At 45.7% G+C, this 24096-nt stretch carries 24 protein-coding genes; 18 read left to right on the top strand and 6 right to left on the bottom strand.

Annotated elements, in window-relative coordinates; all coding sequences use genetic code 11:
- Both G9F50_RS07130 and G9F50_RS07125 read right to left on the bottom strand, forming a co-directional pair.
- Positions 1-510 carry a hypothetical protein gene (locus G9F50_RS07130; protein ID WP_165417701.1) on the bottom strand — a complete coding sequence of 170 codons (510 nt, stop codon included), beginning with the start codon at positions 508-510 and terminating at the stop codon, positions 1-3.
- A 255-nt stretch (positions 511-765) separates the two neighbouring features.
- On the bottom strand, positions 766-1425 hold the full coding sequence (locus G9F50_RS07125) for a hypothetical protein (protein WP_165417700.1): 660 nt from the start codon (positions 1423-1425) through the stop codon (positions 766-768).
- 613 nt (positions 1426-2038) lie between these two features.
- Here G9F50_RS07125 and greA point away from each other — a divergent pair.
- From greA to G9F50_RS07110, 3 genes are all read left to right on the top strand, one after another.
- Positions 2039-2512: a transcription elongation factor GreA gene (gene greA / locus G9F50_RS07120; RefSeq protein ID WP_003152766.1), complete on the top strand. Its 474-nt coding sequence runs from the start codon at positions 2039-2041 to the stop codon at positions 2510-2512.
- Positions 2513-2564: 52 nt separating this feature from the next.
- Positions 2565-4319, top strand: coding sequence for a peptidoglycan D,D-transpeptidase FtsI family protein (locus G9F50_RS07115; protein WP_015417895.1), 1755 nt, complete (start codon positions 2565-2567; stop codon positions 4317-4319).
- A 63-nt stretch (positions 4320-4382) separates the two neighbouring features.
- Positions 4383-5099 (top strand): YrrS family protein, encoded by a 717-nt coding sequence (locus G9F50_RS07110; RefSeq protein ID WP_007408217.1) that lies wholly within the window; start codon positions 4383-4385, stop codon positions 5097-5099.
- 39 nt (positions 5100-5138) lie between these two features.
- Here the strand turns inward: G9F50_RS07110 and G9F50_RS07105 are convergent, their stop codons facing one another.
- A complete protein-coding gene (locus G9F50_RS07105; protein ID WP_003152771.1) occupies positions 5139-5342 on the bottom strand; it encodes a YrzA family protein in 204 nt (67 codons plus the stop codon).
- Between the two features lie 183 nt (positions 5343-5525).
- Between G9F50_RS07105 and G9F50_RS07100 the strand changes: the two genes are divergently transcribed.
- The 5 genes from G9F50_RS07100 (at position 5526) to G9F50_RS07080 (ending at position 9312) form a co-directional block, all read left to right on the top strand.
- Complete coding sequence (locus tag G9F50_RS07100; protein WP_012118064.1) at positions 5526-6167, top strand: class I SAM-dependent methyltransferase; 642 nt, start codon at positions 5526-5528, stop codon at positions 6165-6167.
- A 20-nt stretch (positions 6168-6187) separates the two neighbouring features.
- Positions 6188-6883, top strand: coding sequence for a 5'-methylthioadenosine/S-adenosylhomocysteine nucleosidase (gene mtnN, locus G9F50_RS07095; RefSeq protein WP_060562662.1), 696 nt, complete (start codon positions 6188-6190; stop codon positions 6881-6883).
- Positions 6884-6930: 47 nt separating this feature from the next.
- The gene (locus G9F50_RS07090; protein ID WP_060562661.1) at positions 6931-7854 is read left to right on the top strand and encodes an O-acetylserine dependent cystathionine beta-synthase; all 924 of its coding nucleotides are present in this window, start codon (positions 6931-6933) and stop codon (positions 7852-7854) included.
- 1 nt (position 7855) lies between these two features.
- A complete protein-coding gene (locus G9F50_RS07085; protein WP_015417894.1) occupies positions 7856-8998 on the top strand; it encodes a bifunctional cystathionine gamma-lyase/homocysteine desulfhydrase in 1143 nt (380 codons plus the stop codon).
- 83 nt (positions 8999-9081) lie between these two features.
- Positions 9082-9312, top strand: coding sequence for a YrhC family protein (locus tag G9F50_RS07080; protein WP_012118061.1), 231 nt, complete (start codon positions 9082-9084; stop codon positions 9310-9312).
- Positions 9313-9350: 38 nt separating this feature from the next.
- Here G9F50_RS07080 and G9F50_RS07075 read toward each other — a convergent pair whose 3' ends face one another.
- Together G9F50_RS07075 and fdhF are read right to left on the bottom strand one after the other, a co-directional pair.
- On the bottom strand, positions 9351-9842 hold the full coding sequence (locus G9F50_RS07075; protein WP_003152780.1) for a helical membrane plugin domain-containing protein: 492 nt from the start codon (positions 9840-9842) through the stop codon (positions 9351-9353).
- A gap of 17 nt (positions 9843-9859) precedes the next feature.
- Entirely contained in the window at positions 9860-12802 is a 2943-nt protein-coding gene (gene fdhF, locus G9F50_RS07070; protein WP_101536301.1) for a formate dehydrogenase subunit alpha, read from the bottom strand.
- Between the two features lie 306 nt (positions 12803-13108).
- On the opposite strand from fdhF, the gene G9F50_RS07065 reads away from it, so the two are divergent.
- The 7 genes from G9F50_RS07065 (at position 13109) to G9F50_RS07035 (ending at position 20080) form a co-directional block, all read left to right on the top strand.
- Positions 13109-13477, top strand: a complete 369-nt coding sequence (locus G9F50_RS07065) for a Na-translocating system protein MpsC family protein (protein ID WP_007408224.1) — start codon at positions 13109-13111, stop codon at positions 13475-13477.
- A gap of 266 nt (positions 13478-13743) precedes the next feature.
- Positions 13744-14544, top strand: coding sequence for a formate/nitrite transporter family protein (locus tag G9F50_RS07060; protein ID WP_007408225.1), 801 nt, complete (start codon positions 13744-13746; stop codon positions 14542-14544).
- 390 nt (positions 14545-14934) lie between these two features.
- Positions 14935-15075: a YrzI family small protein gene (locus tag G9F50_RS07055; RefSeq protein WP_003152787.1), complete on the top strand. Its 141-nt coding sequence runs from the start codon at positions 14935-14937 to the stop codon at positions 15073-15075.
- Between the two features lie 172 nt (positions 15076-15247).
- Positions 15248-15403, top strand: coding sequence for a hypothetical protein (locus G9F50_RS07050; RefSeq protein WP_007408227.1), 156 nt, complete (start codon positions 15248-15250; stop codon positions 15401-15403).
- Positions 15404-15575: 172 nt separating this feature from the next.
- Positions 15576-16115 carry a class I SAM-dependent methyltransferase gene (locus G9F50_RS07045; protein WP_007408228.1) on the top strand — a complete coding sequence of 180 codons (540 nt, stop codon included), beginning with the start codon at positions 15576-15578 and terminating at the stop codon, positions 16113-16115.
- 209 nt (positions 16116-16324) lie between these two features.
- A complete protein-coding gene (locus tag G9F50_RS07040) occupies positions 16325-16891 on the top strand; it encodes a TetR/AcrR family transcriptional regulator (protein WP_060562659.1) in 567 nt (188 codons plus the stop codon).
- A gap of 27 nt (positions 16892-16918) precedes the next feature.
- Positions 16919-20080, top strand: coding sequence for a bifunctional cytochrome P450/NADPH--P450 reductase (locus tag G9F50_RS07035; protein ID WP_060562658.1), 3162 nt, complete (start codon positions 16919-16921; stop codon positions 20078-20080).
- Positions 20081-20229: 149 nt separating this feature from the next.
- On the opposite strand, the gene G9F50_RS07030 is transcribed toward G9F50_RS07035, so the two are convergent.
- A complete protein-coding gene (locus G9F50_RS07030; RefSeq protein WP_060562657.1) occupies positions 20230-21438 on the bottom strand; it encodes an MFS transporter in 1209 nt (402 codons plus the stop codon).
- A 124-nt stretch (positions 21439-21562) separates the two neighbouring features.
- On the opposite strand from G9F50_RS07030, the gene G9F50_RS07025 reads away from it, so the two are divergent.
- The 3 genes from G9F50_RS07025 (at position 21563) to G9F50_RS07015 (ending at position 23958) form a co-directional block, all read left to right on the top strand.
- The gene (locus G9F50_RS07025) at positions 21563-22447 is read left to right on the top strand and encodes a LysR family transcriptional regulator (RefSeq protein WP_015240269.1); all 885 of its coding nucleotides are present in this window, start codon (positions 21563-21565) and stop codon (positions 22445-22447) included.
- 66 nt (positions 22448-22513) lie between these two features.
- Entirely contained in the window at positions 22514-22996 is a 483-nt protein-coding gene (gene ybaK / locus G9F50_RS07020) for a Cys-tRNA(Pro) deacylase (protein ID WP_012118054.1), read from the top strand.
- Between the two features lie 44 nt (positions 22997-23040).
- Positions 23041-23958: an MBL fold metallo-hydrolase gene (locus G9F50_RS07015; protein ID WP_060562656.1), complete on the top strand. Its 918-nt coding sequence runs from the start codon at positions 23041-23043 to the stop codon at positions 23956-23958.
- The last annotated feature ends 138 nt before the right edge of the window (positions 23959-24096 follow it).

Genomic DNA, 24096 nt, shown 5'->3' with positions numbered 1-24096 from the left:
TCATCCTATGAATTTGCAAACATATTTCGTGACACTGTTATAGTTTTTCCATCTCTTACAGAACTCATATCCGCCCATATCCAATAACTTTTTAGCCGCCCACCCAAGGCCGGCCGTCGCCAATATTCTTGCGGCCCATAAAATAATCGGTAAAACTTGCGGTTGGTTCTCCCCGTCCTTTACTGCAGCCATTTGCTGATCATGAATGTCTTTCGCTTGAGCTGGTGAAAGGGATTCAAGGTAATTCTTCATTTGGACAGCATCACTTAAAGTAACCCCCGCCGCGATAGCTTTATCAACATCAAATGAATATCTGTTATTCTCGATGTCATAATTTGATGCTTCATAAAGGGCGATAGCAAGACGTTCAGCTTCTCTTTTGTCTTGGTACTTATCCTGCTGTGCAGCTTGAGCGGATGGCGTTCCGAAAACAGACGAAAAGCCCAGAGCCAAAACTAAAGCAAAGACAATTGACATTCTTTTTTTGAAGCTCCCTAATACACTATTCATTTAGTTTCTCCCTTCATGGAATCATACTTATAACAATTCGAGCGTAACACGCAAACAATAACGTTTCCATAAAAATGGTAAAAATAGTTAAGAAGTTGGATGGAAGGCTTTTGTGAGCAGAGTCTTTAGTTTCAGACGTGTCAGTTGGATTGTTATATCTGTCGCAGAAAGAAGAAACGAAACACACAAAAAGCCCTGTGTAATCAGCAGGGCCTTTGAAGATAATTTTATCTAAACAAACCTTCTTGCAATCAATCATAAATCTAATGTGATTTCTTTTCCATACGCAATAAAATCACTCTTTGAATTATCATCTTTTAAAACATCAGCAGCTTTAAGTCGTATTCTCTTTTCATTTTTGTCAATGGGTACCCACACCATATTATTATCTAATTTCGATTTGGACATCATTTTGATTGATGATGGGTTTGGCAAACCTAAATCCAAATTGAAATCCAAATCAACTTGTTGTTTTTTTTCATTTACTGCCTGGAGAAACCCTCTCCAAGAAATATCATCGTTACTGGTATTTGCAGTCTTGTATTTAATCTGGGCATATGTAAATTCTTTTGGTTGAACACCAAAAACTTGTTCTAATTTTTCTTTAAAGACAACCGAGATATTAGTGACAGTTATCACTTTAGCGTCAACGAATGTTATACTTAAGTCTCCAATTGTTAATTTCTTTTCTCTTAGATCTTTGCTTGAATTTAAAGTGACAGTGCCTGTGTTTGGATCGTATAAGTTATCCCCGACAGAATCCAGCGTCTTTTTGTTTGATTGTTCTTTATTATTTTCTGTGGCAATAGTGTTTCCCTCCGGCTCTTTTAAAGTTTCATTAGATGAGCTTTTCCCGCAAGCGGAAAAAGCAAAGCACAAAAGAAGAGCCGAAAATAATATTCCATACTTTTTCATGTAAAAAATCCCCCTCTTATTTAAAACGAACGTTTACATTTTAAAGCAAAGGAGGATTCATTTCTATGCTCTGTAAGGAATTTGATAATGATGGAATAACGGGATTGAAGACAGTGCGAGGCTCGAAGCTCTTTTGAAATAATGAAAACCCCCCCTCTCGATGCCCATTTGCCCACAGGATGCCCACCCTTTTTTATGAAACAAAGAAAACCAGAGTAAAAAGAATATGCCTATTACAAAAGAAATCCCTGATATAATGCTTTTTGTTTGCAAATCAATTGCAATGAAAACCATTGATGAACCATTGATCTGATGGTCACGAAGATTCAAACGATCCTTGAACAAAATGCAATTTTGTAATACCATAGCATAGACATAAATAACTCAGACCATATTATGTATAGGCTGGAAGGGAATGAGACAGTTCCCTTCTTTCCCTGTTTATAAACCGAAACATTTGCAGAAAACACACATTCAGTTTAAGATAAACAGTACCTATATGGGAGAGAAGAACGAGGACTGCCCTGTGTTCTCATTCTTGATTTTTTCGTTTATGCTCTCATACATAATCACACGTTATTGTTGAGGGACAACCACCAAGGAGTGAAGGAACATGGCACAAGAAAAAGTTTTTCCGATGACTCACGAAGGAAAACAAAAACTAGAACAAGAATTAGAGCAATTGAAAACGGTTAAACGTAAAGAAGTAGTAGAACGCATTAAAATCGCAAGAAGCTTCGGAGATCTGTCAGAGAACTCTGAGTATGATTCTGCAAAAGAAGAACAGGCATTTGTGGAAGGGCGCATCACGACGCTTGAAAACATGATCCGCAATGCGAAAATCATCGAGGACGACGGCGGTTCAAATGTAGTCGGTTTGGGAAAAACCGTATCATTCATCGAATTGCCGGACGGTGAAGAAGAATCTTACACGATTGTCGGAAGCGCTGAAGCCGATCCGTTTGAAGGGAAAATTTCAAACGACTCGCCAATCGCCAAAAGCCTGCTCGGCAGAAAAGTGGACGAAGAAGTGACAGTTCAGACGCCGGGCGGAGAAATGCTCGTGAAAATTGTGAAAATTTCATAAGATCCGTTTAACAATGAAACACCTCGTCCAAAATGTGGATGAGGTGTTTTTTATGATCGTATCAAAAAGGCTGAAAACGGCCGTGATTTGTTTTCTGCTTGTGTTTTTCTTTCTGCTTGCGAGGCTGGCTGAAATTCAGCTGTTTTTCACAGAATCTTTTTCAAAATCCAATATTAATCTGATTCAGGAAAGCGTCAAGCAGCGGACGGAAGAAGTCCTTATTTCAGACGGACGCGGCTCTTTTCTTGATCGGAACGGCAAAGAACTGACCGGAAAAAAGCAGCCTGCCGTCATACTGTTTCCTTTTCTCGTGACGCAGGATTGGCCGGTTGACCGGGTATCAGACATTCTCGGAATGAAACAGGGGGAGCTCAGGCAGCTGCTCACGGAAGCGAAAAAACCGGTGGTCCTGAACAGCAGAAAAATAAAACATTTGACGAAACAATCCGTGTCAAATATCAATTCTTTGAAATATCCCGGCATTTACGGCGTATATATGAAAGACAGCAAAGAAACAAACATAGCCGCTCATCTGTTGGGCGCGACAAACCAGGATCCTGAGCTTTTGAAAAAGAAATACCCCGGCAGGAAGGAACTGCCGATCACGGCAAAGATCGGGACAAGCGGGATGGAGCGGACGTTTGATGAGTTTTTACTGGCGGATCAGGACACAAAACTTTTGTATCATGTCGACGGAAGGGGAAACCCTTTATTCGGAATGGACGTCAAATATACGGCTGAAGCAAACGCGTTTTATCCGCTGCAAGTCAAAACCTCCATCGACCGCAATATTCAAAAAGCAATGGAAGATGTATTGAAAGACCGCGGGTTAAAAAAGGGGGGAGCCGTCCTTTTAGACATTGAAAAAAGCAGTGTGCTCGGAATGGTATCAAAGCCTGACGCCGACATGTCAAAGCAGCAGACACTGCAAAATTACATGCTGACGCCGATTTATCCGGGATCAGTATTTAAAACGGTGATCGCCGCAGCCGCCATAGAACAAAACGAAGTGAAGCCGGGCACATCCTTTAACTGCAATCTCAACCTGTACGGAGAGCCGGGGGATGACAAAGGCACGCTCAGTTTTGGAGAAAGCTTTGCCCAAAGCTGCAATTATACGTTTACAAGCCTTGCGGAAAAATTGATCAAAAAAGATGATTCCGTTATTGAAAACATGGCGGAAAAACTCGGTCTCACCCAGCGGGCGGGCTGGGAAGGCAAGCTGTACCGGGAAGACGGATTCAGGCAGCTGTATAATGAAAAAAGCGGGGTCATTTGGGGAGATGACAAAGACAAAACCGTAAAAAAAGCCGTCGCACAGACGGCGATCGGGCAAAAAAACGTGAAAGTCACGCCTCTTGAAGTCGCCAATATGATGGCGGCGATCGCGCGCGGCGGTGAAAAAAAACAAGTCAAAATCGCGGACAAAATTGAATACAAAAACAAAACGACGATGGCGTCATTCAAAGATCAGCCGTTAAAAGGGGAAAACATCGACAAATATACGGCGCAGCAGCTTCAAAAAATTCTCAGAGAAGTCGTCACCTCACCGAAAGGAACCGGCCGAAGGTTTCAGGACCTGCCGTATGAGATAGCAGGCAAATCGGGAACGGCCCAGACGGGAATGTTCACAAAAGAAAAACAGACGCTTTACCACAAATGGTTTGCGGGATACTTTCCCGCGGACAAGCCGAAATACGCTCTCGTGGTGCTGCACATGGACACGCCGGGGGATAAGGCTCTGACAAATACAGTGTTTTATGATATTGTTAAAAAGGTACATGAAAATGAAATAAATCAGACATAGAACAACCGCTCAGCCCATGTTAAAATATATGCTGAGCAAGAGGGATAAAGGAGTGCAGAATGATTGAGCAATAAACAATCTCGTTTTGAAAACCGTGATAAGCGCAGAAAAGCAAATATGGTGCTTAACATTTTAATTGCTATCGTATCTATTCTTATTGTCGTCGTTGCCGTCAGCCTCTTCATCAACAGTCCGTCGAGCGACGTGAGCGAAAAAGCGGACACGAGCCAGAAGCAGGAAACACCTGCATCAGGCAAGACGAAGCAGACATCGGATGAAGACATAAAAGACAGCAAAAAAGATACGGCATCAGACGATGACAAAAAAGATAAACAGGATAAGGACACATCTGATTCATCTTCAGACTCTGACAGCAAAAAAGACGATGATTCATCGAAAAGTGATGACAGCAGCAAAAAAGACTCGGATTCAAGCGATCCTTTTAAAGGCGCAAAAATAACAGAGGGCGGCTCATCAAGCGATGTCGAGAAAACAATTGTTAACCCGAAATGGAAAGCGGTCGGCACAAAGCAGACGGGAGAACATACGGCGACGTATGACTCAAGCTCTGAAGACTGGTCCGAAATGCTTGACGCCATCTCTTACGCAACAGGCGTGTCAAAAGATCATATGACAGTGCTGTGGCTCGGAAACAATGGAAGCCCGCAAGATGCGAAGGGTAAAGTTTTAGACAAAACGAACGGCAAAAAGTATCAGGTCACCATCACTTGGAAAGACAAAAAAGGCTGGAAGCCGACAAAAGTAGAAACCTTAAAATAACCGCAAAAAAGCAGCTGATTATTCAGCTGCTTTTTTCTGTCATACGTCAGCTGAAAAATGCACCGACGCGCTGTAAAGGATTCTGCCGTCAACGGCCGTCACCTGATGGGATACGGAACGGACGCGAAGCATAATCGCCTGGTTGTTTTCAATCTGAACGTTTATTTTCTTTTCAAGCTCCTGCAAAGATGCCGCTTCGAAAAATTCTACTTTATCTTTGATTAAATCCAATTGAAAATTCATCAGTACAGATCCTCCTGATTTTTCTTCTGAGTCAATGAAAGTATAAGCCTTTCTGCCGTAATTGCGCAATAATCCCAAAGTATTTTAGTACCCTTCCATTCTTTTTTGTGATAGGATAGGAACTGTTCCACGATTAATCCATACTATACTCATAGGAATTATAAAATATGGAGAGTGAAAAATATGGGCCGTGAATTTATTCCTTTATTTGAAGATTGGGCAGCGACTTATGACGCCACAGTGCACGGGGCTGACAAACAATATGCCGCTGTTTTTAAAGGATATGACAACATTCTTGACAGCATTGTCGCACTTTCAGGTTCAAACGTTTTAGAGTTCGGACCGGGAACGGGGAATTTAACGGCGAAATTAGCCGCTGCGAACAAAAAGGTGTTTGGTGTAGAACCGTCTCCGTCAATGAGAAAACTGGCGGCTGACAAGCTTTCTGACAAAGCCGTGTTCAGTGACGGAGATTTTCTGGAGTTTCCCGCTCCGCCTTTTCAAATAGATACCATCGTCAGCTCGTACGCCTTTCATCATTTAACCGATGAAGAAAAGCGAACGGCTGTAAAGCAGTATGGCGCAATCCTTCAGAAGCATGATAAAATAGTGTTTGCCGATACAGTCTTTAAAGATCATGAAGCTTATGATGAAGCCATTAAAAAAGCAATCCGAAACGGCTATCATCAATTAGCGGACGATTTAAAGACGGAACATTATCCGACACTCGGGACAATGAAAAACATCTTTTCAGAAGAGGGATTTGCCGCGCGGTTTACGCAGCAAAATGACTTTGTCTGGATAATGGAGGCGATTAAACGGTAAATCGAAGGGATTGTGTATAAATGAAACTGGCAGTCATCGGAGCAATGGAAGAGGAAGTTACGATTTTAAGAAGCAAACTGAAAGACGCAAAACAAGAGATGATCGCTCACTGTGAGTTTACAACTGGCAGCTATGAAGGCGTCGAAGTCATCTTGCTGAAATCGGGTATCGGGAAAGTCAACGCGGCGATCAGCACGACGCTTCTGCTTGACCGTTTCAAACCTGATTATGTGATTAACACAGGCTCAGCGGGCGGTTTTCATCATACATTGAATGTAGGCGACGTCGTCATCTCAACAGATGTCCGCCATCATGACGTGGATGTGACGGCGTTTGACTATGAATACGGACAGGTGCCGGGTCTTCCGGCAGCATACAAAGCTGATGAAAAGCTGATCAGTATTACTGAGGAAGCGGTTTCTGAACTGAACGGCATTCAAGTCGCCAAAGGCACAATCGCAACGGGAGATTCTTTTATGAATGATCCGAAGCGGGTTGAAGACGTACGCGCCAAATTTGCGGATTTGTACGGGGTTGAAATGGAAGCTGCGGCTGTCGCACAGGTGTGCCACCAGTTCAAAACGCCTTTTGTTGTCATCAGAGCTTTATCTGATATTGCCGGAAAAGAATCTGACGTTTCATTTGATAAATTTTTAGAACAGGCTGCCGTTCATTCAACTGAGCTTGTCCTGAATGTCATCAAACGAATTCACTAAGCGGGGGATTCTCGTTCTCCTCCGCTTTTCCAGGAGGAGGACATATATTGAACGTGATAACAGATATTACAGAACTGATCGGAAATACACCGCTGCTCCGTCTCAAGCATTTTGATATACCGGAGGGAACAGCGGTTTATGCTAAGCTTGAGATGATGAATCCGGGCGGAAGCATTAAAGACAGGCTGGGCGGGATGCTCATTGAAGATGCGCTTCGCACGGGAAAGGTGAAACCGGGCGGCGTTATTATTGAGGCGACTGCCGGAAACACCGGGATCGGACTCGCTCTGTGCGCCAGAAAGCATCAGCTTCGCGCCGTTTTTTGCGTCCCGGAGCATTTCAGCAGAGAAAAGCAGCAAATTATGAAAGCTCTCGGAGCGGACATCGTGCATACGCCGAGAGAAGAAGGCATGCAGGGAGCCATCCGAAAAGCGCTTGAACTGGAGAGAGAGATTAATAATTCTTATGCCGTTCTGCAATTTAAAAACCGAGTAAATCCATTGACTTACTATAAAACGATCGGACCTGAAATATGGAACGCGCTCGGCGGGGATATCCACGCTTTTGTCGCAGGAGCGGGTTCCGGCGGCACCTTTGCCGGTACGGCAGCCTATTTAAAGGAGAAAAATCCTGCCGTCAAAACGGTGATCGTTGAACCGGAAGGCTCGATCCTGAATGGCGGAGAGCCGCATGCCCATAAAACGGAAGGCATCGGCATGGAGTTTATCCCGGATTATATGGACGAGAACCATTTTGACGCCATTTACACGGTGGAAGACGATACGGCGTTTTCGCTTGTCATAGAAGCGGCCGAGAAAGAAGGCCTCTTAATCGGAAGCTCTTCAGGGGCGGCTCTTTATGCAGCGCTTGAAGAAGCGAAAAAAGCGCCCGCCGGATCAAATATCGTCACTATTTTCCCTGACGGCAGCGATCGATATATAAGCAAAAACATTTTCCAAGGAGGTCAGTAAGATGAAGAAAAAAACGCTGATGGTGCACGGAGGAATTACGGGAGATGAAAAAACAGGAGCGGTTTCCGTACCGATTTATCAAGTAAGCACGTACCAACAGCCGAAAGCGGGCGAGCACACGGGTTATGAATATTCAAGAACGGCCAATCCGACGCGGACGGCGCTTGAAAGCTTAATTGCAGAGCTTGAAGGCGGCGCGGCGGGATATGCGTTCGGCTCAGGCATGGCTGCGATTACTGCCGTCATGATGCTGTTTGACAGCGGCGATCATGTTATTTTGACGGATGATGTATACGGCGGCACTTACCGGGTGATGACAGGCGTGCTGAACCGCTTCGGCATTGAAGCGGACTTTGTTGATACGAGCAGTGAAGAAAAAGTCAAAAAGGCCATTCGCCCGAATACGAAAGCCATTTATATCGAAACACCGACAAACCCGCTATTGAAAGTGACTGACCTCAAACTGATGTCTGACATCGCAAAAGAAGCGGGCGTATTGCTTATCGTCGATAATACGTTTTACACGCCGTATTTCCAGCAGCCGCTCAGCTTCGGCGCTGACATCGTGCTGCACAGCGCGACAAAATATCTCGGCGGCCACAGTGATGTCGTCGGCGGCTTAGTCGTTACGGCTGATAAAGAACTGGGCGAAAAGCTTCATTATGTGCAAAACTCAACGGGCGGCGTTTTAGGACCGCAGGATTCATGGCTTTTGATGAGAGGGATTAAAACGCTGGGACTCAGAATGGATGCCATCAATCACAGCGCCGGAAAAATCGCCGGGCTGCTTGAAGCGCATGATGCCGTTCAGACGCTTTACTATCCGGGATCAGCGAAACACCCGGGCCATGAGCTGACAAAAGCGCAAAGCTCCGGTTTCGGCGGAATGATTTCCTTTGATGTCGGCAGCAGCGAACGCGTCGACGCGTTTTTAGAAAAATTGAACCTGTTTACGATCGCGGAAAGTTTAGGAGCGGTTGAAAGCTTAATCTCCGTGCCGTCCAGAATGACGCACGCATCGATCCCGCGCGACCGCCGGCTTGCGCTTGGCATTACCGACGGGCTCGTGCGGATCTCAGTCGGTATTGAGGATACTGAGGATTTAACGGCGGATGTGAAACAGGCGCTTGATTCACTTTTATAAAGAATGGATAGATTTACATTCTCTGTCGGCTGTCAGCTTGTATTATAATGTTGGTAGACTATAAAACTGGCAGGTGACCTTATATGGAGAAGAAAAGACTGAAATCATTAATAGAAGATTTTAAGCATTACGCATTTATTCTGCTTGCAGTCAGCACCTTCATTTATATCGGCGCGGTTCTTCCCGGACAAGGGCTGACTGCGGGCCAGAAAATGCTGATGTTTGTAACGGATTGTGTATTTTTAGCGGGCGCTTATTTCTGCGTTGACCGTTCACTTATTTATAAAAAGAGGCTGGAAGAGGCCGATGAATAAAAAAAGCCATTGTCTTTTGACAATGGCTTTTTCGTTTCTTATTCAGACGGGGTTTCGCGTAATTCTTTTCCCATTCCTTTTAAAAACTGCAGCCCGAAGCCGAGCGCGCGGTTAATATCAGGATCACCGACGGCTTTCATCAGTTCAAACATACTGACTTTCCTGTCCTCTTTTAAAAATCTTTGCGCCTGATCCGTCCCGGCCATGGCGCTTTCTAAAAGTCTGCCCATAAATTCGGGATCAGCTTTTGACAGCGCGCCTCCCGCGGCCATCATCGTATTCAGGAGATTGGTGACAGGTTCCCGGGAAATCTGTCCGAGTGCGATTTTGGCAATCTCCTCTTTTGCCTGGAGCATATAGCCGGCGGCATCAAAAATGCCCAAGCCATTCAGCTCTGCCATGATGGACATCGTTTTCGCGACAGCTTCTTCATTTTCTGCGAGAAGCGTCTTCAGTTCTTCCAGTTTTTCAGCTTTCAGCTGTTCCTCTGTTTTCGTTTCTTTTTGAATTTCAGTAATTGGGCTTGCCATAATGTTTCCTCCTTTCCTTAATCAGTTAAGTGCACATAGCCCGGACGGTTCCATTTTCGCTGAGCTTCCACACCGTTTTGCGGATGACGTTTTTTGTTCCGCGGATTTGTTTTCGGAAGCGGCGGAGTATCACAGGAACCAAGCACTTCCATGCGGACTTTTGTCTGCTTATAGGCAGGTGTATGTGTCCGTGAATCATACGCAGGCCCGGTCAGGAAATTAATCGCAGAATCTTTATCTGTAGAGTTCATCGGCAGATAAAGCTCATTTGCGCGGACGCGGTCTGTCACAAGCGCGTTCAATTTAACCGCCCCAAAAGGAGAGACGAGCCGGATCATTGTTCCGTCGCAAATTCCGCGTTCAGCCGCGAGCTCCGGCGATACTTCAACAAATACATCCGGAACTTTAGACTGAATGCCTTTTGACTTGTTTGTCATGTTTCCTTCGTGGAAATGTTCAAGCATCCGTCCGTTGTTAATATGCAGGTCATATTCTTCAGGGAATACAGCAGGCTCCACCCAATCGCTCAGCGCAAAACGGGCTTTTTTGTCCGGGAAGTTAAAGCCGTCTTCATAAAGAAGCGGAGTGCTTTCTCCCGTAAAGCTTCCCCATAGGAAGCTGTTCCAGCCGCTAAGAACGTCGTAGCTTGCTTTTCCGAACAGCGGAGAAAGGCTCGCCATTTCTGAGAAAATGTCGCTAGGATGCGTGTAATTCCAATCAGCGCCTAAACGATTGGCGACTTCCTGAATAATCCACCAGTCGGGTTTTGCATCGCCGAGTGTCGGAAGCGCCTGATACAATCTTTGCACACGCCGCTCTGTGTTTGTAAATGTTCCGTCTTTTTCAAGAGATGGAACCGCAGGCAGGATGACATCCGCGTATTGCGCCGTTCTTGAAAGGAAAATATCCTGCACAACAAAGAAATCAAGGCTGGATAAAATGTTATGAACATGGTTGGCGTTTGAATCGACGAGCGCCATATCTTCACCGACGAGATACATGGCTTTCATGTTTCCTTCTTCAATCGCATGGAGCATTTCGATATTATCAAGACCCGGCTTGCCGTCAATTTCAACACCGTAAGCTTTTTCGAATTTAGCGCGTGCCGCATCATCGGTAATATGCTGATACCCCGGAAGCCAGCCTGGAAGAGTTCCCATATCGCAAGCGCCTTGAACGTTGTTATGTCCCCGCAGCGGATAGGCTCCGGCGCCCGGACGGCGGTAGTTTCCTGTGGCAAGCAGCAGGTTGGAAATCGCCGCTGATGTATCAGAGCCGCCTGTATTTTGAGTAACGCCCATGCCCCAAAGAACACAAGTGCCGTCTGCATCACGAATCATTTCGGCAATGCGGATGATCGTATCCTGAGAAAGTCCGGTGATGCGCTCCGCATATTCCAATGTGTATTTTTCCAGCGTTTCTTTATAATCATCAAAGTAGTTGACATTTTCATCAATAAACGCTTGATCGTGCCAGCCTTGGTCAATCATATATTTCGTTACTGCCATGAGCCAGACCTGGTCAGTCCCTTGTTTCGGGCTGATAAAGAGGTCGGACCGTTCAGCCATTTCATTTCTGCGCAGATCGGCAACAATCAGTTTTTGGCCGTGCAGTTTATGGGCGCGTTTCACGCGTGTGGCCAGAACCGGATGTCCTTCCGCCGGATTGGCGCCGACGATGAGCACGAGGCCCGCTTTTGCGATATCTTTAATTGTGCCGGCGTCTCCGCCCATACCGACGGTGCGGAATAAGCCGTCCGTTGCCGGTGACTGGCAGTAGCGTGAGCAGTTATCCACGTTGTTGGTTTCAAATACTTGGCGCGCTAATTTTTGGATGACATAGTTGTCTTCATTCGTAATTTTAGAAGAAGAAATAAAACCGACAGACCCATTTCCGTGTTCGGCCTTGATCGAACCGAGTCTTGAAGCGACAAGATCAAGAGCTTCTTCCCATGACGATTCAACAAATGCGCCGTTTTTCCGGATAAGCGGTTTTGTAATCCGTTCTTCCGAATTCACGAAGTCCCAGCCGAATTTCCCTTTCACACAAGTGGAAATCGCGTTAACCGGAGCATCGGAAACAGGCTGAATTTTAAGGATGTCACGTCCTTTTGTCCATACTTCAAAAGAGCATCCGACGCCGCAGAACGTGCAGACTGTTTTTGTTTTTTTCGTCCGTTTATCGCGCATAGCCGCTTCCACTTCAGACACGGCGAAGATGCTTGTATAGTCGGGTTCAACATTTTTCACTAAATCAATCATCGGTTCCATGACATCTTCTTTTATTCCTGTCATAAATCCGGCTTGGCCGAGCATTGATTTTTCCATCAGTGCGTTACAAGGACAGACAGTGACACACTGGCCGCAGCTGACGCAGGAAGATTCATTAATGGCGACGCCTTCATCCCAAATGACCCGCGGGCGGTCGCGCTCCCAATCAATTGAAAGGGTCTCATTCACCTGAAGGTTTTGACACACTTCCACACATTGGCCGCAGGCGATACATTGGTTCGGATCATAGCGGTAAAACGGGTGAGACATATCAACCGCGCACTTTGAATCATCTTTCGGTGTATACGGATATTTCTGATGCTCAATTCCCATCATTTCCGCTGTATTATGCAGTGTGCAGTTGCCGTTGTTGTTATCGCATACCGTACAGTAAAGCAGGTGATTCTCGAGCAGGCGGTCCATGGCCTCTGTCTGAGCCTCTTTTACCCTTCCCGACGTAAGCGAGATGGACATCCCGTTTTCTGCAGCCGTGGAACAAGAGCGCTGCAATTTCCCGTTTACTTCAACAATACAGGTGTCACATGTTTGAATCGGATCCACTTCTGGTACATGGCATATTTGCGGAATCTCAATTCCGTTTTGGTTTAAAATATCTAAAATCTTAGACCCCTCTGGTGCTTCATACTCCGTGCCGTCAATTTTGACACGGATAGACTGAACGTCTGTCACTTCCAATTCCCCTCCATCTTTTAAACTCGAAAAAAAGCCATGCACATAGATACCGGCCTCCTGTCCGGAGAACGGTATAAATACGCATGGCGGAATAGTTCACTAGCAAGTCTTACTAACAGACCAATCCTATTTGTATAAAACGATAGACTCATAACACGTTTCCTATTACAAATCCATCTTCACTGCTTTTATTATAAGGTGATATTTATTATAATACAATACGAAAGGAAAACTTTAACCAGGTGAAATGTCACAAAGGGGAACCGGGAATGTCTTTCATAGGCTAAAATCGGAGGGGACAATATGTCTAAAAAAATTCATGAATTTAACGATATTATCCGGAAATTGCGCAAAGAATTATTTGGAAAGGGGCCTGAACGAATTCACACCGTTTTTGTGGATAACATGGCGGTATCTACACTTTACGGCAATCTAAGCGCAAGTGAGCAGTTTATCGCACGCACGCCTGAAGGAAGAGAAATGGTTCACGCGGCGCGGACTAGCTTAATTCAGGAACTGTATTCAAAACAAACGCCTGACGGAATGGAAGAGCTCATCGGAGCAAAGCTGGTGCATCTATTTTCAGATATAAAAATAGAGGAAAATATTGCCGTATCGGTGTTTGTCTTTGACCGCTCAATTGAAGAGCATAAAGAAGAAATCAAAAGCTGACAATATTCAATTGACACGAAATTGTCACATTTGATATGATATGAACTGCCAGCAGTGGCCTAAGGACGATTTTTTATGGAATGTGTGCATGATCTGTACATATTCTATACCGCATATTTTCATTCTGCTTGATATTGTTGTATGGGTATGCATACAAGTTAGGCAGCATTCAAACCCCGTTTTTTCAGACGGGTTAGTTGAATGCTGCCTTTTTTGTTAGGCGTCTTTGGAAACTGCGGGCTGAAATGATAAATGGAGGGGTTATTATGGCTTTTCGTAAACCGGACGAAATAGCGGAGCTTGCGGTCGAATCAGGGGTAAAAAAGGTGCATTCACCGCTTTCAGCACTGATTGTATTAGGATTTTTGGGAGGAGCGTTTATCGCACTCGGTTATTTGCTTGATATCCGTGTCATCGGCGACCTTCCGAAAGAATGGGGAAGCCTGTCGAGTTTAATCGGGGCGTCCGTGTTTCCCATCGGATTGGTGCTCGTCGTTCTTGCCGGCGCGGAGCTGATTACGGGAAATATGATGTCGGTATCCATGGCGCTGTTTTCCAGAAGAATATCCGCCGGTGCATTAGTGAAAAATTGGGTGATCGTGACGTTGATGAATCTTGTCGGCGCACTGTTTGTCGCTTACTTTTTCGGACATGTTGTCGGATTAACCGAAACAGGACCTTACTTGGAAAAAACGATTGCGGTCGCACAAGGCAAATTGGATATGCCGTTTGGAAAAGTCATTGTTTCGGCGATCGGCTGTAACTGGCTTGTCTGTTTGGCTGTCTGGCTTTCTTTCGGCGCAGAAGACGGAGCCGGAAAAATCGCGGGTATATGGTTTCCGATTATGGCGTTTGTCGCAATTGGTTTTCAGCACGTTGTAGCCAATATGTTTATCATCCCGGCTGCGATATTTGCAGGTTCTTTTTCGTGGGGTGATCTGATTGGCAATCTCATTCCGGCCTTTATCGGGAATGTCATCGGCGGGGCAGTGTTTGTCGGCCTTATTTATTTTATTGCATATTCAAAAAAAGATCAGAAAAAGCAAGGGATGAAAAGAGTTTCCTGAGGTAAGAAAGATGCCGGAAAACACGGACAATTGAAGCGGAATGCCAGCACATTTTCCGTCCAAATCTTGAAAAAAATGTTTACAAAATGGAAGCTGATGGATATACTTACAAAGTAAGAAAAAAGCAAAGGGAGGTTGAATCACATGACGACGTTAAACGGCAATCAAAATCTACAATTGAACCGATTCAGCCTGTGGAAGAGTTCGTGTCCTTCCTTAACCTCTGCCCGTCAAGCACGTTAATTTTCGGAGTATCAGGACATTCGCAGCTCCCCGCAGGGAAAGAAGCACAGTCTTCTTTTGTCTGCGGATTTAGTCTGCCCGCAGCGCATATGAACTTTGCTGCGGGTTATTTTCGCTTGTGCGGATATTGAAAGGGGGTGAGCGATAATGACCATTAATCTTTTCTTTTTAACACTGACCATTTCAAAGCGTTTTAAAAGTGCGGAAGAGTATGAACGAGAACAGCAGGTCGAAGAGTTTTATAATGAAGCGAAAGAACGCCAGCTGAAACATTTTTATATGAACTAACGGACACGAAGGGCCAAAACGGAGGAGAAGGAGGAGATCATCATGTTCAGAATTGAACTGCTGAATCATTACACAATGGAGAAGGACCAGGTTTAGCGAGGATGTTGCTGTCACGTCGCAGACGGCCTGCATACCATGGTAAAGAAAGAAAAACTGGTAAGCGGGTGATAGCATGCAAGGCGGTCAGAACAGAATTCCATCCATCGGGCACGGGTATGCGTCAATGCCCCATTCATTTAAACACGGCTACGGCAACCCGTATCGCCGGCAGAGAATGGCGGCGCTTTCCCGGCAGACAAGATATATAGCACCGTATTATTGGTACTAGAGCAGGCGGAAAACCTACGTTTTCCGTCTTTTTTTTATGAAAACAAATATAAATTTCAAATAAATCGAAACGTTCATGAAGAGAAGTGCGTCTAGTTAGTACCTCATACTAATACGAGGTAATATTATTTCTGAATAATAAATCACAGGAATGGAAAAGCGGGTGTTATACAATGTTGCAACATACATCTTCAGCATTAAAACGAATGCGCGCGAAATACTTTGCTGCATCAGAACCGGCGGAGTCAGTCATTCAGCAAATTTTGATGGACATACAGGAATACGACCGCATTTTGGAAATCGGGACCGGAAACGGCTCAATGTTTAAACAAATCATCGGACAGCTTGAAAAGGGCAGTCTTAAAAGCATAGAAACATCGAAACGTAAAATACGGAAAACACAGCGCGCAAACCGTTCGGTTATAAAAGCCGGGCTCGGAAACATTCAGCAGGGGAGGCCGGAAAGTATACCGTTCCGCGACCGCAGTTTTCATAAAGTCTTCTCATTACATACTGCTGAAACAGTCAGCGATTACCGGACGGCATGTAAAGAAGTGTACCGCGTTCTTCAAATTGACGGGTGTTTCTATATGGTTTTGAAACCTTCGCGGATGAGTGAGAAGGATGTGATTGAGGTGCTCTATGATCAGCATTTCAGAGACATTTCAGTTGTCAGCAGAGATTCGTTCCATTTTATTACTGCCATTAAATAGAATATTTCTTGGGAAATAAAAAGAGCTGCTTAAGTCACTGCAGCTCTTTTTGTGAAATTGGGCATATTTCCTTATTTTTGGTTATTTCACATATATTTTATATTAAAAAAAGTTTTTTTCTTATACAATGGTAATCAGATGACCGTACATTTTAAATATTTTGAACAAACGGAATGAATATTCATTCCGCATTTAGAAAGGGGGATGAAATGACAGCTTCAAACAAGGTTGAACTCATTATGAAAGCGTCGCTTACTTTGTTTACAGATAGAGGATTTGACGCCACGACGATTCCGATGATTGCCGCTCAGGCCGATGTCGGAACCGGCACAATTTACCGTTACTTTGACAGTAAAGAGACACTTGTGAACGTACTGTATCAGGAAAGTGCGCAGCGTTTTATGAAAAAAGTCAAAACGGACTTTCAGGAGATATCTGTAAGAGAAGGGTTTCATCACCTGTTTTATTGTCTGATTGATTTTACGAAGGAAAGTGAGTATGCATTGTTTTTTCTTGAAACGAATAAGGACGCCTACTTTCTGAATGAAACGAGCCGTAAGCTTCTTGATGAAATAACACAGATGCTTGACGTCTTTTTTCAGCGCGGCAAGTCTGAAGGTGTGCTCCGCAATTTGCCGTCCAATGTGCTGATGGCGCTGCTGCTCGGGGCATATCTCAAACTCTATCAGCTTATCCGGACGGGAAGCGTCGAAATAACAAAACCGTTTCTGAAAGAATTGGAACAATGTTCTTGGGATGCCATCAGAACTCATTAATTATTCGCCGAAGGAAGGAAGATCGATATGAAACAGCTAAGCGCTATACCGCAGCCGAAAACATACGGACCTCTGAAAAATCTCCCTCACTTGGAAAAAGAAAAACTGTCACAATCGCTTTGGAAAATTGCCGAAGAATACGGCCCGATCTTTCGTTTTGAATTTCCGAGCTCTGTCGGGGTCTTCGTATCAGGCCGCGAGCTCGCGGCAGAAGTCTGTGATGAAAAGCGATTTGACAAAAATCTCAGCAAAGCCTTGCTGAAAGTCCGTGAGTTTGGCGGTGACGGACTATTTACGAGCTGGACTCACGAAAAGAATTGGCAGAAAGCGCATCGGATTTTATTGCCGAGCTTCAGCCAGAAGGCGATGAAAGGCTATCATTCAATGATGCTGGATATTGCCATGCAGCTCGTGCAGAAGTGGAGCAGATTAAATCCGAATGAAGAAATTGACGTTGCCGAAGATATGACGCGCCTGACGCTGGATACAATCGGCCTGTGCGGATTTCATTACCGCTTTAACAGCTTTTACCGCGACACACAGCATCCTTTTATCACAAGTATGCTTCGTGCGCTGCAGGAGGCAATGCGCCAATCACAGAGACACAGCCTGCAGGACAAGCTGATGATCAAAACGAGACATCAGTTCCAGCAGGATATTGAAGAGATGAATTCGCTTGTAGACCGGATCATCGCTGAGCGGAGGGAAAATCCGGATGAGAATCTGTCTGACCTTTTAGCATTGATGCTTGAAGCGAAAGACCCTGTAACGGGGGAAAGGCTGGATGATGAAAATATCCGTTATCAAATCATTACTTTTTTGATCGCGGGGCATGAAACCACAAGCGGGCTGCTTTCTTTTGCGATATACTGCCTGCTGAAAAATAAAGATAAATTGAAAAAAGCCGTTCAGGAAGCCGAGCGGGTGCTGACGGGAGAGACACCTGAATATAAGCAGATTCAGCAGCTGACATATATCCGCATGGTGCTAAACGAGACTTTGCGGCTGTATCCGACTGCCCCGGCATTTTCTCTGTACGCGAAAGAAGATACGGTTCTCGGCGGGAAATATCCGATTGCGAAGGGACAGCCGGTGACGATTCTGACTCCGCAGCTGCACCGGGATAAAAGCGCGTGGGGAGAAGATGCCGAGTTATTCCGCCCGGAAAGGTTCAGCGATCCCGCGGCAATTCCGGCTGACGCGTATAAGCCGTTCGGAAACGGACAGCGCGCATGCATCGGGATGCAGTTTGCCCTGCAGGAAGCGACAATGGTGCTCGGCCTTGTCCTGAAACATTTTGAACTGATTGATCATACTGATTATGAGCTTACGATTAAAGAAGCTTTAACCATTAAGCCCGGTGATTTTAAAATCCGTGTGAAAAACAAGGACGTGTCCAATCATCAGCCCGTACAAAACCATAAAGCTGAAGGAAGCGGCCACAAAGAAGAAACGAAAGAAATCCCGTCCCACGGAACGCCGCTTCTCATTCTTTACGGATCAAATTTAGGAACTGCGGAAGGAATCGCGGAAGAGCTGGCTGATATCGGAAGAAGCAAAGGATTTTCAACTGAAACCGGCCCGCTCGATGATTATGCCGGGAAACTGCCTGTAAAAGGCGCGGTCGTTATTGTTACGGCTTCTTATAACGGGGCGCCGCCTGATAATGCGGCGGGTTTTGTGAAATGGATGGAAACCCTTGAAGATCAGGAATTAAAGGGTGTTTCTTACGCCGTCTTCGGCTGCGGAGACCGCAACTGGGCCGCCACTTACCAAAGGATCCCCCGCCTGATAGACAAAGTGCTTGAAGAAAAAGGGGCAAAACGGCTGACCTCTATCGGGGAGGGCGACAATGCCGATGATTTTGAGTACAGTCAGGAAGCCTGGGAAGACTCATTCTGGAAGGACATCATGAAGGCTTTTCATATAGAGGCCGCTCCAAAACAGACAAACAAATCACAGTTATCAATCGAATACGTAAGTGAAGCAGCCGAGACGCCGATTGCCAAAACGTACAAAGCATTTGAGGCGGAGGTCATCACGAACAAAGAGCTTCATACCGAAAGCAGCAAGCGCTCAGTCCGGCATATTGAGCTGCATCTCCCTGAAACAGAAACGTATCAGGAAGGAGATCATCTCGGGGTGCTTCCGCAAAACAGCGGGGAACTGATCAGCCGTGTCATTCGCCGATTCGGTCTTGATCCGAACCAGCACTTTAAGATCATGGGCCGGCAGCTGCCTCATCTGCCGATGGACCGGCCGGTTAATGCGCCGGAGCTTTTGGCGTCCTATGTAGAGCTGCAGGAGCCGGCAACGAGAGCCCAGCTTCGCGAACTTGCCGCACATACCGTGTGCCCGCCGCACCAAAAAGAATTGGAGCATCTTTATTCTGATGATGCGGCATATAAAGAAAACGTGCTGAAAAAACGAATGACCATGCTGGACCTGCTGGAAGATTATCCTGCATGTGAACTGCCGTTTGAGCGCTTTTTAGAACTTCTGCCGTCCTTAAAGGCGCGCTATTATTCAATCTCAAGCTCACCGAAGGCAACCAGCGGGGAGCTCAGTATCACAGTCGGCGTTGTGACGGCTCCGGCATGGAGCGGCCGTGGGGAATACCGGGGCGTGGCTTCGAACTATTTAGCCGGATTACAAAAAGGCGATTCCGCCGTCTGTTTCATCCGCTCGCCGCAGTCGGGTTTCGCATTGCCCGAAAATCCGAAAGCGCCTCTCATTATGGTCGGAGCAGGCACAGGAATTGCGCCGTTCAGGGGATTTATCCAGGCGCGGGCTGCCGAAAAAATGTCCGGTAACAGCCTGGGTGAAGCTCATTTATACTTCGGCTGCCGGCATCCTGAAGAAGACGATCTGTACAAAGATGAATTCGACCATGCGGAGAAAAACGGCCTTGTCACCGTGCATCGGGCGTATTCCAGGTTAGATCAGGACTGTAAAGTATATGTACAAGATGTCCTGCTTCGCGAGGCTGCACAAATTATTGCCCTTCTTGACCAAGGCGGCCATCTCTATATATGCGGTGACGGAAGCAAAATGGCTCCGGCTGTCGAAAATGTACTGCTTCAGGCGTATGAAAAGGTGCATAACACCGATTCAAAAGTTTCCTTGGAGTGGCTTGAACAGCTGCAGGCGGAAGGAAGATATGCGAAAGATGTTTGGGCAGGTATGTAACAGAAGAGTGAGACAACTGAAGAATGTTTTTTAATTGAAGAAAGCCGGCACGATATTTGAAATCTACTGAATCAAAAGGAATAGTTATAGGGAGTATCGTGCCGGCCTTATCTTTAGTATCGGACAAAAGGCACAAATCTTTAATGTTTTTATTGATTTACATGCAGGCGGCTATGTCCCTTTTTTCTGAATTCCGCCAGAAATAAAACCGGATAAGACAGCAATAGCAAAACCGAAATAAATGAAATGATACCGATCCAATGAAAATGCGTCCAAAAGAAACCGCCGCAAGACCCTGCCACGCTTGAACCGATATAGTATGCAAGCAGATATAATGAAGAGGCTTGCGCGCGCTGATCACCGGCTGCGCGGCCGACCCAGGCGCTTGCGATCGAATGCGCGCCGAAAAAGCCGAAGGTAAAGACGGCAATCCCCGCGATTTTGAGCGCAAGCTGGGGCAAAAGTGTCATCGCTGCGCCGGCAAGCATAACAAAAATCGCAATCTTAATCATTTTTCCGCTTCCGAAAAGATCTGCTTTTTTCCCCATATAGACCGAGCTGAACGTTCCCGCAAGATAGACAATAAAAATAAAACCGATCACAGTCTGCGACAAATGATAAGGAGCCGCCATTAAATGAAAGCCGATATAATTATATAATGTCACAAAACTCCCCATTAATATAAATCCCAGAGATATTAACAAAAGCAGCCGTTTGCGGTGCAGGACCGCTCCGTATTCCTTACATGCCGCTTTTACGCCCGCATGCCGCTGAGACGAATGGCGCGGAGCCGGAAGAAAACGCCAAAACAAATAGCTTAATACAATAGAAAGAATGCCGATGATGGCAAGCGCCGGCCGCCAGCCGAATACATCGGTCAGAAGCCCCGTTAACAGCCTGCCGCTCATTCCCCCGATGCTTGTGCCGCTGATATACAAGCCCATCATTTTCCCGAGGCCCTTCGGATCAAACTCCTCGCCTACATATGTCATAGCGACAGCCGGAACGCCTGCCAGGAAAATACCGAGCAACGCCCTCATCGTCAAAAGCGCCGGAAAAGCCGGACTGAACGCTGTTAATAGACCTAAAACAGAAGTAGCTGTTAACGACAGCACCATTAATTTTTTTCTGCCGAATCCGTCAGACAACGAAGCGGCGGCCAATAATGAAAATGCCAAAACGGCTGTTGAGATGGATAAAGTTAAGCTGGCAGCCGCAGCGGAAATATGAAACTCTTCCGAAAACAAAGGCAGAAGCGGCTGTGTCGTGTAAAGCGTGGCGAAGGTCACAAAGCCGCTGATAAACAGAGCCAAGCTGGCCTTTCTGTAAGCCTTTGTATGAGGCTGAATAAACGTCATGAATGTCCCTCTTTTCTCACTGTTGGTTATATATGTATCGTACGCTTTTCATTTCAATGTGTCTAATTTATAATAACTATAGGATTAATGCGTGTAGGTTATGAAGAAAGGGGAGAAGGAGAAAATGGAGCTTCATCAAATTGACAACTTCATTGCGGCGGCAGCTCATCAGCATTTCACAAATGCGGCAAAAGAAAGAATGATTTCTCAGCCGGCATTAAGCCGATCGATTATCAGGCTCGAAGAAGAATTAGGCGCGCCGTTATTTTACAGAGAGACAAAAGCCGTCCGGCTGACAAGGCACGGAGAGCAGTTCTTAATAAAAGCAAAACAAGCGAGACGAGCTTTAAATGAAGGCGTTGAACAAGTGAAAAAGAATATGAGCCTGGAGCACGGCGAAATATCTGTATCTTTTCTTCATACGCTCGGGCTGCGCTTAATGCCTCAGCTGATTGCCGAATTTAAAAAGCTATACCCAAACGTGACCTTCCGGCTTTATCAAGGCGCAAATGAAACGCTTCGCAAAATGGTGGAAACGGGAGATGCGGATATCTGTCTCAGCTCCCCGCCGCTTCCCAGCGAGCTTTTACAATGGACAGTACTGGAGAAAGAGCCTCTTTATGCGGTGCTACCTGAGAACCACCCGCTTGCAGGAAATAAAAGCATTCAAATGAAAGAGATGCAGGACGAGGATTTTGTGGGTTTTAAACCGGGATACGGGCTGAGGTATATGTTTGATCTGATGTGCCGGGATTTGAATATACACCCGCATCTCGCATTTGAAGGAGAGGAAGTGTCAACCATATTAGGACTGACCGCCGCGGGTCTGGGGGCTGCAGTGCTGCCGAAAACCGCGGAGCATTCATACTTTCCGGTCGTTTTTCTTCCGGTTGCAGATTACCAATGCGAACGCACCATAGCGTTAGCCCAGCTGAAAAACCATGCTCTCTCTCCCGCTGCTGAGCGTTTTAAACAGTTTGCACTTGAGTATTACAAAGCACGCAACTGAGCGGTCATTTTATTAAAATCGAAGTTGAAAATAAAGCAGAAAGAAATACAAAAACGGAGGAAAACCATGGCGAAAAAAACAGTGAAAACAAATGCTGTCCGTATCATTGAGCAGCAAAACATTCCCTATGAGCTATTAGGTTACAAAACAGAAGGGGGACAGCCCGCAGACGGTCTTTCCGTTTCACAAAAAATCGGATACGCTGCCGAATATGTTTATAAAACCTTAGTGGCATCTGCAGGTACTGATCGTTATTACGTCTTTGTCGTTCCCGTTGCAAAAGAACTGAATCTGAAAAAAGCTGCGAAGGCGGCAGGTGAGAAGAAAATAGAAATGATTGCCATGAAGGACCTTTTGGGAGTAACCGGCTATATGCGCGGCGGCTGCTCTCCGATCGGCATGAAAAAAAGGTTTCCGACTTTTATTGATAGATCCGCTGAAACACTGGAGTTTATGATTGTCAGTGCGGGGAAAATCGGAATGCAGCTGAAAGCAGCGCCTCAAGATTTAGCCGAAGCAAGCGGGGCGGTATTTACAGACATTGTATAAATGTCCGATGAATCTAATGGAACACGTGTCAAGGGAGAATGATAATGAAAAAAAGATATGAAAACTTGAATGGCGTGAAGAATGAACATGGATTCAGAGACATGTGGAAATGGATGAAAGAACGAAGAGAAAAAAGTAAAGACTTAAGCGAGAACATTCCGAAAGCGGTCACAAGGGATGTCCGTGATGTTGCTGTCAATCGGACGGAAACCGCCATAACTTGGGTCGGCCATTCTTCATTTCTGATCCAAATACAGGGGCTTAACATAATGACCGACCCTGTATGGGCGCGGAGGATGGGTTTTCAAAAACGGCTGACAGAGCCGGGATATGAATTGAGCGAACTGCCCGACATTGATGCCGTGCTCATTTCACACGGGCATTATGATCATCTTGATTTTCCGAGTATAAAAAAACTGAGAGGAAACCCGGATTTTTACGTGCCTGCGGGATTGAAAAAGCTGTTCAACAAAAAAGGCCGCAAAAACGTTCATGAAATGAATTGGTGGGATCGTTTTGAGATGCGGGGGGTGAACATATCATTTGTTCCGGCCCAGCACTGGACACGGAGAACGCTTTGGGATACCGATACCTCTCATTGGGGAGGCTGGGTCATAGAAAGCAAAAACGGCGAGTCCATCTATTTTGCAGGAGATACAGGCTATTTTGAAGGCTTTAAAGAAATCGGAGAGAGGTTTCGTATTAAGGCGGCTCTGGTGCCGATCGGAGCATACGAACCGGAATGGTTTATGCAAGTGTCACATATCAATCCGGAAGACGCCGTGAAAGCGTTTTTGGAGCTGAAGGCTGACAGCTTCATTCCCATGCATTACGGGGCATTCCGGCTTGCTGATGATACAGGCCCGGAAGCATTAAGCAGACTGCACGGCGAGTGGGACCGGCTTGCATTACCTCCTGAAAACCTGAAAGCATTAGCGCTTGGCGAAACATTTTGGCTGTAACAGCAGGTTTTCGCTGCCGACACCAATCGTTTAAAAACGGTTGGTGTTTTGACGTCAATCAAAGGTGAATTGTCTCTGTATAAAACATGATTTTTCCGGAACCTGCGGTAAAAAACAAAACTTTTTACTCTTTTGTTT

It is taken from the genome of Bacillus sp. EKM206B (assembly GCF_011066015.1).
Lineage (GTDB): Bacteria > Bacillota > Bacilli > Bacillales > Bacillaceae > Bacillus > Bacillus velezensis.
The sequence above is the reverse complement of the archived record's forward strand: the minus strand, read 5'-3'. Positions and strand labels throughout refer to the sequence as shown.

Excerpts from the sequence above, each read along its gene's own strand:
- ybaK (WP_012118054.1), top strand. The coding sequence starts at position 22,514 with ATGGCGAAAAAAACAGTGAAAACAAATGCTGTCCGTATCATTGAGCAG.
- G9F50_RS07125 (WP_165417700.1), bottom strand. The coding sequence starts at position 1,425 with ATGAAAAAGTATGGAATATTATTTTCGGCTCTTCTTTTGTGCTTTGCT.
- G9F50_RS07080 (WP_012118061.1), top strand. The coding sequence starts at position 9,082 with ATGGAGAAGAAAAGACTGAAATCATTAATAGAAGATTTTAAGCATTAC.
- G9F50_RS07050 (WP_007408227.1), top strand. The coding sequence starts at position 15,248 with ATGCAAGGCGGTCAGAACAGAATTCCATCCATCGGGCACGGGTATGCG.
- G9F50_RS07040 (WP_060562659.1), top strand. The coding sequence starts at position 16,325 with ATGACAGCTTCAAACAAGGTTGAACTCATTATGAAAGCGTCGCTTACT.
- G9F50_RS07055 (WP_003152787.1), top strand. The coding sequence starts at position 14,935 with ATGACCATTAATCTTTTCTTTTTAACACTGACCATTTCAAAGCGTTTT.
- G9F50_RS07030 (WP_060562657.1), bottom strand. The coding sequence starts at position 21,438 with ATGACGTTTATTCAGCCTCATACAAAGGCTTACAGAAAGGCCAGCTTG.
- G9F50_RS07015 (WP_060562656.1), top strand. The coding sequence starts at position 23,041 with ATGAAAAAAAGATATGAAAACTTGAATGGCGTGAAGAATGAACATGGA.
- G9F50_RS07025 (WP_015240269.1), top strand. The coding sequence starts at position 21,563 with ATGGAGCTTCATCAAATTGACAACTTCATTGCGGCGGCAGCTCATCAG.
- G9F50_RS07075 (WP_003152780.1), bottom strand. The coding sequence starts at position 9,842 with ATGGCAAGCCCAATTACTGAAATTCAAAAAGAAACGAAAACAGAGGAA.
- G9F50_RS07085 (WP_015417894.1), top strand. The coding sequence starts at position 7,856 with ATGAAGAAAAAAACGCTGATGGTGCACGGAGGAATTACGGGAGATGAA.
- greA (WP_003152766.1), top strand. The coding sequence starts at position 2,039 with ATGGCACAAGAAAAAGTTTTTCCGATGACTCACGAAGGAAAACAAAAA.
- G9F50_RS07065 (WP_007408224.1), top strand. The coding sequence starts at position 13,109 with ATGTCTAAAAAAATTCATGAATTTAACGATATTATCCGGAAATTGCGC.
- G9F50_RS07130 (WP_165417701.1), bottom strand. The coding sequence starts at position 510 with ATGAATAGTGTATTAGGGAGCTTCAAAAAAAGAATGTCAATTGTCTTT.
- G9F50_RS07035 (WP_060562658.1), top strand. The coding sequence starts at position 16,919 with ATGAAACAGCTAAGCGCTATACCGCAGCCGAAAACATACGGACCTCTG.
- G9F50_RS07105 (WP_003152771.1), bottom strand. The coding sequence starts at position 5,342 with ATGAATTTTCAATTGGATTTAATCAAAGATAAAGTAGAATTTTTCGAA.
- mtnN (WP_060562662.1), top strand. The coding sequence starts at position 6,188 with ATGAAACTGGCAGTCATCGGAGCAATGGAAGAGGAAGTTACGATTTTA.
- G9F50_RS07045 (WP_007408228.1), top strand. The coding sequence starts at position 15,576 with ATGTTGCAACATACATCTTCAGCATTAAAACGAATGCGCGCGAAATAC.
- G9F50_RS07100 (WP_012118064.1), top strand. The coding sequence starts at position 5,526 with ATGGGCCGTGAATTTATTCCTTTATTTGAAGATTGGGCAGCGACTTAT.
- G9F50_RS07060 (WP_007408225.1), top strand. The coding sequence starts at position 13,744 with ATGGCTTTTCGTAAACCGGACGAAATAGCGGAGCTTGCGGTCGAATCA.
- G9F50_RS07115 (WP_015417895.1), top strand. The coding sequence starts at position 2,565 with ATGATCGTATCAAAAAGGCTGAAAACGGCCGTGATTTGTTTTCTGCTT.